Consider the following 13,102-nt stretch of genomic DNA (forward strand, 5'->3'; position numbering starts at 1 on the left):
TGACGAAAAACAAATAATTAAAAAGGCATAGATTGTTGCTTTTTTTTTCGGTTTAGATTGACTAAATTTGCAGCTCAATACAACAAACTACACAAATGATCCATTTCTTTGAAAACCAAAGCAAAACTGTTTTTGCCGTACAAACGCAAAACGAAATTTCAGCTCAAGACATTTCAAAATTAAACTGGCTTTTTGCCGACGCGAATAAGATTGAAAAATCTGCATTAACAGGTTTTTTTGTTGGCCCTCGCGCAACTATGATTACACCTTGGAGTACAAATGCTGTAGAAATTACTCAAAACATGGGGATTTCTGGCATTATCAGAATCGAGGAATTTCATCCTGCAACGGAAGATTTTACTGATTTTGACCCAATGCTTTCTCAAAAATTCAACGAATTAGATCAAGAAATCTTCACTATCAATATTCAGCCAGAACCAATTCTAGAAATTGATGATATTGCAGCTTATAACAAAGTTGAAGGTTTAGCTTTAAGCGAAGAAGAAGTTGAGTATTTAAATAATCTTTCGACTAAACTAGAAAGAAAATTAACTGACTCAGAGATTTTTGCTTTCTCACAAGCAAATTCAGAACACTGCCGTCACAAAATTTTCAACGGAACTTTTGTTATTGACGGTGAAGAAAAAGAAACTTCTCTTTTTAAATTAATCAAGAAAACATCTCAGGAAAACCCTAACGATATTGTTTCTGCTTACAAAGACAACGTTGCTTTTGTAAAAGGACCAAAAGTGCAGCAATTTGCACCAAAATCGGCAGATAAACCTGATTTTTATGAAATAAAAGAATTTGATTCGGTAATCTCATTAAAAGCCGAAACACATAATTTCCCAACAACAGTTGAGCCTTTCAACGGAGCTGCAACAGGTTCTGGAGGAGAAATTCGTGACCGTTTAGCTGGAGGCCAAGGTTCTTTACCATTAGCAGGAACTGCAGTTTACATGACTTCATATTCTCGTTTGAACGATGATAGAAAATGGGAAAATGCAGTTGAAGAAAGAAAATGGTTGTACCAAACACCAATGGATATTTTAATCAAAGCTTCAAACGGAGCTTCTGATTTTGGAAATAAATTTGGTCAACCGCTTATTACAGGTTCTGTTTTAACTTTTGAACACGAAGAAGAAAACCGTAAAATTGGTTACGACAAAGTAATCATGCAAGCGGGTGGAATTGGTTACGGAAAATTAGACCAATCTATCAAACACAAACCAAAAGAAGGCGATAAAATCGTAATTCTTGGAGGTGAAAATTATAGAATCGGAATGGGTGGTGCTGCGGTTTCGTCTGCAGATACAGGAGCTTTTGGTTCAGGAATTGAGTTGAATGCGATTCAGCGTTCAAATCCAGAAATGCAAAAACGTGCTGCTAATGCCATTCGTGGTTTGGTTGAAAGTGACAATAACCCAATTGTTTCAATTCACGATCACGGTGCGGGAGGACACTTAAACTGTCTTTCTGAATTAGTTGAAGAAACTGGAGGTTTGATCGATTTAGACAAATTGCCTGTTGGCGACCCTACTCTTTCTGCAAAAGAAATTATCGGTAACGAATCTCAGGAAAGAATGGGATTGGTTATTGGTCAAAAAGATATTGATACATTACAAAGAATTGCTGACAGAGAGCGTTCTCCAATGTATCAGGTTGGAGATGTAACGGGAGATCACCGTTTTACTTTCCAATCAAAAACTAACGGTTCAAAACCGATGGATTATGCTTTAGAAGATTTCTTCGGAAGTTCTCCAAAAACGGTTATGACTGACACTACAGTGGACAGAAAATATGCTGACGTTGCATACAACGCTGCAGATTTCGAATCATACTTAAAAGACGTTTTACGTTTAGAAGCTGTTGCATCTAAAGACTGGTTGACAAACAAAGTGGATCGTTGCGTTGGAGGAAAAGTAGCAAAACAGCAAAATGCTGGTCCGTTACAATTGCCTTTGAATAATGTTGGAGTTATGGCTCTGGATTATTTAGGTAAAGAAGGAATCGCAACCTCTATTGGACACGCTCCTATTGCTGCTTTGATTGATCCGGTTGCTGGATCTAGAAATGCCATTGCAGAATCATTATCAAACATTGTTTGGGCTCCGATTAAAGACCAGTTGAAAGGAATTTCATTATCTGCAAACTGGATGTGGGCTTGTAAAAACGAAGGTGAAGACGCTCGTTTATACGAAGCTGTACAAGGATGTTCAGATTTTGCTATTGAATTAGGAATCAATATTCCGACAGGAAAAGATTCACTTTCAATGAAACAAAAATATCCAAACGACGAAGTAATCGCTCCAGGAACGGTTATTATTTCGGCTGCTGGAAACTGTACCGATATTAGAAAAGTTGTTGAACCAGTTTTACAGAAAAACGGAGATTCAATCTATTATATCAATTTATCTCAAGACGATTTCAAATTAGGAGGTTCATCTTTTGCACAAATCAGAAATACAATTGGAAATGAAACGTCTACAATTAAAGATGCTTCTTTCTTCAAAAATGCCTTTAATACCATTCAGGAATTAATTGGTGAAAACCAAATTTTAGCGGGTCACGATATCGGAAGCGGTGGTTTGATAACAACTTTATTAGAATTGTGTTTTGCTGATGTGAATTTGGGTGCTAAAATTGATTTCAGCGCTTTCGCGGAAAAAGACTTATTGAAAATCCTTTTCGCAGAAAACATCGGAATCGTATTCCAAGCTAAATCTGATGCAACTGTTGAAGCTAAATTGAAAGCTAATAATATCGAATTCTTCAAAATTGGTTCAGTTCAAGAAACTGCAGTTTTAGAAGTTGGAGCTTATAAATTGGATATTCCAACTTACAGAGATGTATGGTTCGAAACTTCTTATTTATTAGATCAAAAACAATCTAAAAACGGAAGAGCTCAGGCACGTTTTGAAAACTATAAAAATCAAGTTTTAAATTATACTTTCCCTGCACACTTTACAGGAAAGAAACCAGAAATTGATAATTCTAAACCAAGACCAAAAGCGGCTATTATTCGTGAAAAAGGAAGTAATTCTGAGCGTGAAATGGCAAATGCTATGTACTTAGCAGGTTTTGATGTAAAAGACGTTCACATGACAGACTTAATTTCTGGTCGTGAAACGCTTGAAGACATTCAGTTTATCGGAGCAGTTGGAGGATTCTCTAATTCTGACGTTTTAGGTTCTGCAAAAGGTTGGGCAGGCGCTTTCTTATATAACGAAAAAGCAAAAACAGCTTTAGATAATTTCTTCAAAAGAGAAGATACACTTTCTGTTGGAATCTGTAACGGATGTCAGTTGTTTATGGAATTGGAAGTAATTAATCCAGAGCACGAAGTTCACGGAAAAATGCTTCATAACGAAAGCCAGAAACACGAAAGTATCTTTACTTCTGTAACAGTTCAGGAAAATAACTCAGTTATGTTGTCTACTTTAGCTGGAAGCACTTTAGGAGTTTGGGTTTCTCACGGTGAAGGTAAATTCAAATTGCCTTATTCTGAAGATCAATACAATATTGTTTCGAAATACGCTTACGAAGGATATCCTGCAAATCCTAACGGTTCTGATTACAATACCGCTATGATGTGTGATAAAACAGGTAGACATTTGGTTATGATGCCTCACATTGAGCGTTCAACTTTCCAATGGAACTGGGCACATTATCCAAAAGACAGAAATGACGAGGTTTCACCTTGGCATGAAGCTTTTGTCAATGCCAGAAAATGGATTGAGAAAAACTAAGAAATATATTTTTATTAAAAGCGCCCGAAATTTATCGGGCGTTTTTTTTTTGATAGCCACGAATTACACGAATTTTCACTAATTTTTTTTAAAACCACTCCCAATAGCTATCGGAATAAAGGATTAAAATGATTTTTACGCAGTAAAAAAAATCTGTGAGAATCTGTGAAATCTGTGGCAAAAAAATAATTCGTGCCAATTCGTGTAATTTGTGGCTAAAAAAAAATCAACAAATTCGTGGCAACTGTTCTCCAACCAAAGGATTCACCACTCTTTTGCCTCCAAAAGCGCTTTCGATAATTATTTTTGATGGATGTTCCGCAGTAACAAAACCAATTTCTGATGCATTTGGATTTATCTTTTGCAGAATCTCTAATACCTCATCTTTGATTTCGGGTGCTGTGACGCAGACGAAAATCCCTTCATTCGCCACATACAGCGGGTCTAAACCTAATAATTCGCAAGCGCTTTTTACCTGATTTTCGACTTTTATATTTTCATCCAAAAGCGAAATTCCTAAATTAATTTCTGTCGTTATTTCGTGTAGAACTGAAGCCAGTCCGCCACGGGTGGCATCTCTTAAAAAATGAATTTTATTTCCGAATCGCTCAATTAAATCTAAAACTGTATGATTCAAATTGGTCGTATCACTCAAAATCTCGCTTTCAAATTCCAATCCTTCACGTTCAGACATAATGGCCATTCCGTGCGAAGCAATTGGGCCGTTTATGATTACAACATCATTTTCCTTAATGTTTTGAGTTTTAATGTTGGCTTTTTCATGAAGAACACCAATTCCCGAAGTATTAATATAAATTTTATCGCCTTTTCCTCTTTCGACTACTTTGGTATCTCCGGTAACGATTTGAACATTGGCTTTGTCCGCAGTTTGTTTTATTGATTTAATAATTTCTGTAAACTCATCCAAGCTCAAACCCTCTTCAATAATCAAAGCCAGCGAAAGATATTTTGGAACTGCACCGCACATCGAAAGGTCATTGACAGTTCCGTTTACTGCCAATTCACCAATATTTCCGCCTTTAAAAAATACTGGCGAAATAACATAACTATCTGTCGAAAAAGCCAGATTTCCTTGTAAATTTAAAAATGCACCATCGTGACGAACTTCTAAAATATCATTTTTCAGAATCTTAAAAATTACTTCATTGAGGAGTTTAGTCATGTGTTCACCGCCACTTCCGTGGTGCAGGTGAATTACTTCCTGTTTATTTTCCATTGCACAGTTTTAAATCTCTTCGCCCATTTGTTTTAAAACCTCCATAGTTCTTTTGGCTTCGGCTTCATCAATAATTCCAATTGCTGCGCCTACATGAACCAAAAGATAATCGCCTACTTTAGCTTCGGGAACTAAAGCTAAATTGACCTCTTTAATAATGCCTTCAAAAGAAACATTTCCAATTCTAAAAGTTTCATCAAGCTCTGCTGTCACTTTTTCAAGTCGGCCCGGAACTGCTAAACACATACTTATTTTTTTATAGATTGGGTTAAATAATCGTACCAGGCTGATAATCCTTCACCAGAAGTTGCCGAAACTTCAAAGAAAGTCAAATGCGGATTTACCTTTTTTGCATATTCTTTCAGTTTCTCCAAATCAAATTTCAAATACGGCAGTAAGTCAATTTTGTTGATAATACAGATTTGCGATCCCGAAAACATATCAGGATATTTTAGCGGTTTATCTTCGCCTTCTGTTACTGAAATGATAACAATTCGCTTCAATTCTCCTAAATCAAACATGGCAGGACAAACCAGATTTCCAACATTTTCAATCATCAAAACAGAATCCTGAACCGGTTTTAGTTCTTTTACTGCTCTTGATATCATTTCGCTGTCTAAATGGCAACCTTTTCCTGTATTAATCTGAACTACGGGAACATTTAATTTATGAATCCTATCGGCATCATTTGTGGTCTGCTGGTCGCCTTCGATTACAGAAAAAGCAATTTTATCCTTTAAATCAGAAATAGTTCTCTCCAATAAAGAAGTTTTTCCGGAACCCGGCGAGCTTACCAAATTGACCGAAAAAATATTCAGAGCTTCAAAAAAACCTCTGTTTCTTTCGGCAGTAAGCTGGTTTTTATACAAAATATCTTTTTCAAGCTGTACTACGCTAATTTCATGAGAATGTGAATGATTATGGAAATGATCATGATGGTGTTCGTGATCATCGTGATCATGGTCATGGTCAAAATGATGATCGTGGTGGTGGTCATGATTATGATCGTGAGTATGATAATGACCGGAATGAGAATGCAGCTGCTTCTCTCCTATTTTAGTAAACCTGATTTCATTTTCATCAGAACTGCAACCGCAAGTGGTACACATAACTAAACTATTTTATGATTATTTTCTTTATTTTTAATTCTTTGCCCGAGATTATTTCTTTAAACGGACTGTTGCAATTGGGGCAACTATCAAAAGTTTTTTCGATATGAAATTCGGTTTCACATTCGGCACAACGGGCTCGTCCGATTGGCTCTTCAACAAATAATTTTGTTTGCGCTAAAACATTTCCATTAATACATTGTGGCCATACAAAATAAAAGGAATCCATTTCAACTCCTGATAATTTTCCTATTTCTAAATAAAGTTCCAAAACTGTTTTACCTTTTATTTTGTTTACTTCTTGCTGGACAATTTTAACAATAGAAGTAGCTACAGAAAGCTCATGCATATTAACAGATTTTTAAAACATCGATTACAATCATTAAAAATACTTTACATTATTCAAGAAAAACCTGATAATTATCATCTTTAAAAAACAATTGTTTAAATAGTTTTGAAATACATTTTAACTAGCAAATAGTATTCGTTCTTTAATTAATTTTCAAATAAAGCCAAACTTTCTTAAAATATAATCAGCATGAAAAGTAAAGATAAAGTGAATGAGACCTATTACACCAGCATTGAAAGACAAGGCTATAATAGAAGAGATTTTTTAAAATTTGTGGCTTATATTGGAGCTTACATGGGCGTACAAAGTTCTGCGATTGGCCAAATTACCAAAGCGCTTGAAACCACGCCGCGTCTCCCTGTAATCTGGGAGCATTTTCAGGAATGCACCTGTTGCAGTGAGTCGTTTATACGATCAGACCACCCAATTGTAGCCGATATTATTTTAGATAAAATCTCTTTAGATTATACTTTAACACTTATGGCTGCTTCCGGACATCAGGCCGAAGCTGCAAAAAAAGCGACTATGGACAAATACAAAGGAGAATATATTCTTTGTGTTGAAGGTTCTGTACCAATAGGTGCTGATGGAAATTACTGTTGTATAGGTGGACGAAGTGCTGTCGATATTTTGAAAGAATCTGCTGCTGGAGCAAAAGCTATTATTGCTTGGGGAAGCTGTGCTACAACAGGTTGTGTACAAGCGGCAAAACCAAATCCTACGGGAGCTGTGCCTATCAACAAAATTATTACAGATAAACCAATAATAAATGTTCCGGGCTGTCCGCCAATTGGAGAAGTTATGGCTGGAATTATAGTACACGTTGTAGCATTTGGAAAATTACCAGAATTAGACAGTGCTGGTCGTCCAAAAGCTTTTTATTCTAAAAGAGTTCACGATAGCTGTTATCGAAGACCTTATTTTGATGCAGGATTATTTGCCGAAAATTTTGATGACGAAAACGCTAAAAAAGGATATTGCTTATATAAAGTAGGTTGTAAAGGGCCAAGTACTTACAATGCTTGTGGCAATATGAAATGGAATGGCGGTGTCAGTTATCCAATTCAATCTGGTCACGGTTGTTTGGGCTGTAGTGCCAAAGACTTTTGGGATGCAGGAAGTTTTTACAGCAGAGATGCTTCTGTAAATGCTGGTAGCATTGAAGGAAATGCGGATACTTTGGGTAAAATCGCTCTTGGAGGCGTAGCCGCAGGTATTGGAACTCATGCTATTCTTTCAAACATATCAAAAAGAAAAGAATTAAAAAATAGAATTACTCAGGCAACTGAAAATGAGAAACATTTAGACGATTTATAAGCTAAAAAGAGATAAAATGGCAAAGAGAATAGTTGTTGACCCTATTACCAGAATAGAAGGGCATTTAAGAGCCGAAGTAGAAATATCAGACGGTACAATCCAAGAAGCATTCCTATCATCAACAATGGTTAGAGGGCTGGAAAATATCGTGAAAGACAGAAACCCTAAAGATGTTTGGGCATTTGTACAAAGAACCTGCGGAGTTTGTACGGCAACCCATGCCACAGCATCTGTAAGGGCAGTTGAAGATGCACTTGGAATTGTTGTTCCTCCCAATGCAGAAATTGTTAGAAATCTAATGCTTGGGGCATTGTATATACATGACCACGTTGTACATTTTTATCATTTACATGCCTTCGACTGGGTTGATGTCGTAAGTGGTTTAAATGCTGATCCTGTAAAAACGTCACAATTAGCACAATCAATTTCAAATTGGCCAAAAAGTTCACCAGGCTATTTTTCTGACTTACAAAAGAGATTGAAAAGATTTGTCTCCAGTGGTCAATTAGGAATTTTTGCTAATGGCTATTGGGGACATCCTCAAATGAAATTGCCTCCCGAAGCGAATTTAATGGCTACAGCACATTATCTTGAAGCGCTGGAATGGCAAAAAGAAATTGTAAAAGTGCATGCTATTTTTGGCGGTAAAAATCCGCATCCTAATTTTTTGGTTGGAGGAATGGCATGCTCTATAAATCTCGATGACGCAAGCGGTTTAAATGCTGAGAGACTTGCTTTTGTGAGACAATTGCTAGAAGAGGGAAAACGTTTTGTAGAACAAGTTTATCTTCCTGATGTTCTTACTATCGCTGGTTTTTATAAAGATTGGGGAGCTATTGGGGGTTTTCATAATTTTATGACATTTGGTGATTTCCCTACTCAAGGGCATAATAATACGAACAACAATACTTTTAAATTTCCCGCTGGAGTTATTTTAAATAAAGACCTGACAAAAGTCCATGATTTAGATTTAAGAAATCTTAAAACCGTTGAAGAATATGTAAATAATTCCTGGTATGATTATGAGGGCGACGGAAACTTAGGTAAACAACCTTGGTCTGGAGAAACTAAAATAAATTATACAGGACCAAAACCGCCTTACACACATTTAAATGTTGACGAAAAATACAGTTTCATCAAAACACCAAGATGGAAAGGTCATGCAATGGAAGTTGGTCCACTGGCAAGAATGCTGGTTGGCTATGCCTCAGGAAGAGAAGAATTTAAAGAAATAGTCGATTCAACCTTATCAAAACTTCAAGTTCCTGTTGGGGCACTATTCTCTACTTTAGGAAGAACGGCCACCAGAGCCTTAGAATCACAATTGGTTGCCAATTGGAATTTAGAATTTTTTGATAATTTGATTGATAATATCAAAAAAGGTGATACTAAAATGGCTAACATGGAAAAATGGGAAACCTCAACCTGGCCAAAAGAAGCACAAGGAGTTGGTCTTGTAGAAGCACCAAGAGGAGCCCTAAGCCACTGGATTGTAATAAAAGATGCCAAAGTTGCCAACTATCAGCAAGTGGTTCCTTCAACATGGAATGCTTCTCCGAGAGATCCTAAAGGACAAAGGTCTCCTTATGAAAGTACCTTAATTAATACACCTGTTGCCAACCCCGAATTGCCTCTTGAAATTATTAGAACCATACATTCCTTTGATCCTTGCATCGCCTGCGCAGTGCATTTATATGATGAAAATGGCGATATCATTAAAGAAATAAATGACATAACAATCTGCACCGTTTAATTTAAATTGAACAAAATGCCAACAAAAACTAATGATTATAAAAGAGCTTACATCTGGCAATTGCCCATACGAATTTTTCATTGGGTAAATGCTTGGGCTATTACCGGATTGGTAATTACTGGATTTATTATTGGAGATCCACCAGGAATTATATCAAATAAGGAAGCTTCAGGACAATTTTGGTTTGGATACATTCGTGAAATTCATTTCATCTGTGCCTACTTATTGATTGCTGTTATGCTTTTAAGGGTTTATTTTGCTTTTAAAGGAAATAAATATGCAAACTGGCGTGTTTTTTTTCCTTTCAAAAAAGAAGGATTCAAAAGAATGTGGCATGTCATTAAATATGATATTTTTTTACAGAATGAAGAAACACAAGGTTCTCCAACGGGAGCTGTCGGTCATAACAGTGTTGCGGCGGCCTCCTATTTATTCATGTTTTTAATGGCCCTTATTATGATTGCAACTGGCTTTGCAATGTATGCTCCTAATGCCACATGGTTTTTACCAAAAATGTTTGACTGGGTTGTAACTTTAGTTGGAGGTGATTTTAATGTTAGGATTATTCATCATTTTGTTTCCTGGACTTTCATTCTTTTTGCAATAGTTCACATTTATTTAGTATTCTTTCATGATTGGTTAGAGGGCTTAGGAGAGACATCAGCAATGGTAAGCGGTTATAAATTTGTTCGAACCGAAAGAGTAAAAAAAGAACAAGAGGAAAATAAACTTTCTGAAATTGAACTGACAAATCAAAATTCTACACAGATAAAAGATATCAACTAAAAAAATATGGAAGTAGCAGTCAGCACAAGAAAAATAGACGAATTTCATTCTGATGGAAATACTATTTTAATACTCGGAATAGGGAATTATTTAATGGGAGATGAAGGTGTCGGTGTGCATTTTATAAACAGGATAGATAAAACCCAATTCCCAGAAGGCATTTCTTTTATAGATGGCGGAACTGGTGGTTTTACTTTAATTCCTTACATAGAAAATCATCAGAAAGTAATTATTGTAGATGCCACAATGGATGGCAAAGAAGAAGGAACTATTTCACTTTTGAAACCACGTTTTTCAGAAGATTTCCCCATTTCGTTAAGTGGACACAATTTTGGCCTTAAAGATATGGTCGAAATCTTGTCTATGCTCGATACCATGCCTGAAATCTATTTATACACCATTACCATTTTAAAAATGGAGCCAATGTGCATGCAACTTTCACCAAAAGTAGAAGCTTCAATAGAAAAAGTAACTGCAGAAATTATACAACAGATAGAAAGATTTAAAAACTAAAAATTGCTTTTTTTGACGCCAACATTTCAAATAACCATTTCAGGCATTGTACAAGGTGTTGGTTTCCGGCCTTTTGTGTACAATTTAGCAAATCAATTCAACATAAAAGGATATGTTTGCAATAATGAGGCTGGTGTTGTCATAATTGTTCAAAAAGAGAAAAAAATAATAGACGAATTCATTTTTGATATAAAAAAAAGACATGCTAAAAAAGCTAAAATTAATACCATCCAAATCGAGGAAATCCAAATCGAGGAAAGATTTGACCTTTTTTTTATCAAACAACCAGAAAAAGGAATTTCAATCAATGCACCTTTAACTCCCGATTTCGCCATCTGTAAAAACTGTAAAGAAGAGATTTTAGACCCGGAAAATATTCGTTACTACTACCCTTTTATTAGTTGCACTTCATGCGGACCACGCTATGCTATTGCTGAAAAATTTCCTTTTGAAAGAGAAAATACAAGTATGAACACTTTTAAAATGTGCAAAACTTGCCTGGAAGAATACAACAATCCTGAAGATATTCGCTTTCATTCTCAAACCAATTCATGTCCGGAATGTGGAATTCAAATCACCTTTACAGATAATAATGGAACCCTTACTTACGGAACAAACAAAGAAATTTTTGAATTTGTTTCGGAAAAATTAAATGAAGGAAAAATTATTGCCCTAAAAAATACTTCTGGTTATTTGCTTCTTTGTGATGCCACAAATGCCAAAACTGTTCAGGAATTACGAAATCGAAAAAAGCGTTTAACAAAACCTTTTGCCGTATTATTTCGCGATTTTAAACAAATTAAAAAACATTTATTTTGTCATAAAACCGAAAAAAAATGGCTAAAATCAACTCAGGCGCCCATTGCAATTTTGCCTCTGAAAAATCAAAAAGATTTGGCAATAAACCAGATTGCTCCAAACATGAAAACTATCGGAGCAATGTTGCCCAATTCAGGAATGTTGTATTTAATTTCTAATGAATTTCAAAAGCCTTTGGTCGCAACGAGTGGTAATTTTAATGGTTCGGCTCTTTTTTCTGATCAAGATGAAGCTGTTGCATCATTAAATTCTATAGCCGATTATTTTTTACATCATAACTTAGAAATTCAAAATTCGCAAGATGATTCGGTCATTCGCTTTTCGGGAAAACATAAGCAAAAAATTATTTTAAGAAGCGCACGAGGTTTTGCTCCAAATCTGGATTCTACTTGTCTGGAAAAAACCTCTGAAAAAATACTCTGTTTGGGTGCGTCTTTAAAAAATACGATTACCATCACTTCAAATCAGCAAATTTACAAGAGTGAATATATTGGTAATTTATTTAATTATGATGCTTACAAACGGTTTGAAAGGAAGATAAAAAACTATCAGCGCTTTTTTGATTTTGTTCCAAAAACCATTGTTTATGACCAACATCCAAATTACGAAAACAACAAAATTGTTTCTGAATTTTTAAAGGAAGATTCAGCCTTAAACACTATAAAAATTCAGCATCATGAAGCTCATTTTGCTGCAATTTTGAGCGAAAAAAAACTTTGGAAAAAATCAAAAGTATTAGGCGTTATCTGGGACGGAACGGGTTTTGGAAGCGAAAACCAAATATATGGCGGAGAGTTTTTTACATATAATAACAGCCAAATTACCAGAATAGGACATCTGGAATATTATCCTTGGATTTTAGGAGATAAAATGCCCAAAAACCCTAAAATGACAGCACTTTCTATCTGCGAAAATGATACTTATTTTCGACAATACTTTAGTCAAAATGAATTGAAAATTTATCCAAACCTCATTAAAAAGAGCGCTATAAAAACATCTTCAATGGGAAGATTAGTCGATGCGGTGGCTTTTACACTGGGCTTCCGAGAAGTCGTTTCGTTTGAAGGTGAAACCGGTATGTATCTGGAAAATCTGGCTCAAAAAGCATTTAATAAACCAAACTTAAAATTAAAGGATTATCTGAAAAACGAAAACATAACTACTATAATCCCGACAAAAGAACTTTTACTGCAAATTGTTAAAGCTGTCGAAAAGAATACTAAACCAGAAAAAGTGGCTTTAGACTTTCATTACACTTTGGTAAAGTGCATTGAAAAAGTCGCTTTATTTTCAAAATCAAAAGAAATTGCTTTTAGCGGAGGCGTTTTTCAAAACTCGGTACTGGCTGATTTAATCATAGATCACCTGAAACCAAATTACAAATTACATTTTCATGAAATACTTTCTCCAAATGACGAAAACATCTCATTTGGACAGCTCAATCATTATTTACACCTAAAAAAATAAACT

At 35.4% G+C, this 13,102-nt stretch carries 10 protein-coding genes; 6 read left to right on the forward strand and 4 right to left on the reverse strand.

Going from position 1 to position 13,102, the window contains the following annotated elements:
- The first annotated feature begins 95 nt into the window (after nt 1-95).
- Nucleotides 96-3,749: a phosphoribosylformylglycinamidine synthase gene (gene purL / locus BM289_RS06140; RefSeq protein WP_091491742.1), complete on the forward strand. Its 3,654-nt coding sequence runs from the start codon at nt 96-98 to the stop codon at nt 3,747-3,749.
- Between the two features lie 226 nt (nt 3,750-3,975).
- Here the strand turns inward: purL and hypE are convergent, their stop codons facing one another.
- From hypE to BM289_RS06160, 4 genes are read right to left on the reverse strand one after another with little or no spacing between them, the layout of a single operon-like run.
- A complete protein-coding gene (gene hypE, locus BM289_RS06145; protein ID WP_091491744.1) occupies nt 3,976-4,986 on the reverse strand; it encodes a hydrogenase expression/formation protein HypE in 1,011 nt (336 codons plus the stop codon).
- Between the two features lie 9 nt (nt 4,987-4,995).
- A complete protein-coding gene (locus BM289_RS06150; protein WP_091491746.1) occupies nt 4,996-5,232 on the reverse strand; it encodes a HypC/HybG/HupF family hydrogenase formation chaperone in 237 nt (78 codons plus the stop codon).
- A gap of 2 nt (nt 5,233-5,234) precedes the next feature.
- Entirely contained in the window at nt 5,235-6,095 is an 861-nt protein-coding gene (gene hypB, locus BM289_RS06155; protein WP_091491747.1) for a hydrogenase nickel incorporation protein HypB, read from the reverse strand.
- A gap of 7 nt (nt 6,096-6,102) precedes the next feature.
- Nucleotides 6,103-6,444: a hydrogenase maturation nickel metallochaperone HypA/HybF gene (locus tag BM289_RS06160; RefSeq protein ID WP_091491749.1), complete on the reverse strand. Its 342-nt coding sequence runs from the start codon at nt 6,442-6,444 to the stop codon at nt 6,103-6,105.
- A 189-nt stretch (nt 6,445-6,633) separates the two neighbouring features.
- Here BM289_RS06160 and BM289_RS06165 point away from each other — a divergent pair, with 189 nt between their 5' ends.
- The 5 genes from BM289_RS06165 to hypF are packed head-to-tail and all read left to right on the forward strand — an operon-like array spanning nt 6,634 to nt 13,099.
- Entirely contained in the window at nt 6,634-7,761 is a 1,128-nt protein-coding gene (locus BM289_RS06165; RefSeq protein WP_091491750.1) for a hydrogenase small subunit, read from the forward strand.
- 16 nt (nt 7,762-7,777) lie between these two features.
- The gene (locus tag BM289_RS06170) at nt 7,778-9,514 is read left to right on the forward strand and encodes a nickel-dependent hydrogenase large subunit (RefSeq protein ID WP_091491752.1); all 1,737 of its coding nucleotides are present in this window, start codon (nt 7,778-7,780) and stop codon (nt 9,512-9,514) included.
- Nucleotides 9,515-9,529: 15 nt separating this feature from the next.
- Nucleotides 9,530-10,300, forward strand: a complete 771-nt coding sequence (cybH, locus tag BM289_RS06175) for a Ni/Fe-hydrogenase, b-type cytochrome subunit (protein WP_091491754.1) — start codon at nt 9,530-9,532, stop codon at nt 10,298-10,300.
- A gap of 6 nt (nt 10,301-10,306) precedes the next feature.
- Nucleotides 10,307-10,813: a HyaD/HybD family hydrogenase maturation endopeptidase gene (locus tag BM289_RS06180; RefSeq protein ID WP_091491756.1), complete on the forward strand. Its 507-nt coding sequence runs from the start codon at nt 10,307-10,309 to the stop codon at nt 10,811-10,813.
- Between the two features lie 12 nt (nt 10,814-10,825).
- Nucleotides 10,826-13,099 (forward strand): carbamoyltransferase HypF, encoded by a 2,274-nt coding sequence (gene hypF / locus BM289_RS06185; protein ID WP_167365394.1) that lies wholly within the window; start codon nt 10,826-10,828, stop codon nt 13,097-13,099.
- Nucleotides 13,100-13,102: the final 3 nt, after the last annotated feature.

This window comes from Flavobacterium phragmitis, assembly GCF_900112575.1.
GTDB lineage: Bacteria > Bacteroidota > Bacteroidia > Flavobacteriales > Flavobacteriaceae > Flavobacterium > Flavobacterium phragmitis.

Coding starts and splice junctions, on each gene's coding strand:
- purL (WP_091491742.1), top strand. CDS start 96: ATGATCCATTTCTTTGAAAACCAAAGCAAAACTGTTTTTGCCGTACAA.
- hypE (WP_091491744.1), bottom strand. CDS start 4,986: ATGGAAAATAAACAGGAAGTAATTCACCTGCACCACGGAAGTGGCGGT.
- BM289_RS06150 (WP_091491746.1), bottom strand. CDS start 5,232: ATGTGTTTAGCAGTTCCGGGCCGACTTGAAAAAGTGACAGCAGAGCTT.
- hypB (WP_091491747.1), bottom strand. CDS start 6,095: ATGTGTACCACTTGCGGTTGCAGTTCTGATGAAAATGAAATCAGGTTT.
- BM289_RS06160 (WP_091491749.1), bottom strand. CDS start 6,444: ATGCATGAGCTTTCTGTAGCTACTTCTATTGTTAAAATTGTCCAGCAA.
- BM289_RS06165 (WP_091491750.1), top strand. CDS start 6,634: ATGAAAAGTAAAGATAAAGTGAATGAGACCTATTACACCAGCATTGAA.
- BM289_RS06170 (WP_091491752.1), top strand. CDS start 7,778: ATGGCAAAGAGAATAGTTGTTGACCCTATTACCAGAATAGAAGGGCAT.
- cybH (WP_091491754.1), top strand. CDS start 9,530: ATGCCAACAAAAACTAATGATTATAAAAGAGCTTACATCTGGCAATTG.
- BM289_RS06180 (WP_091491756.1), top strand. CDS start 10,307: ATGGAAGTAGCAGTCAGCACAAGAAAAATAGACGAATTTCATTCTGAT.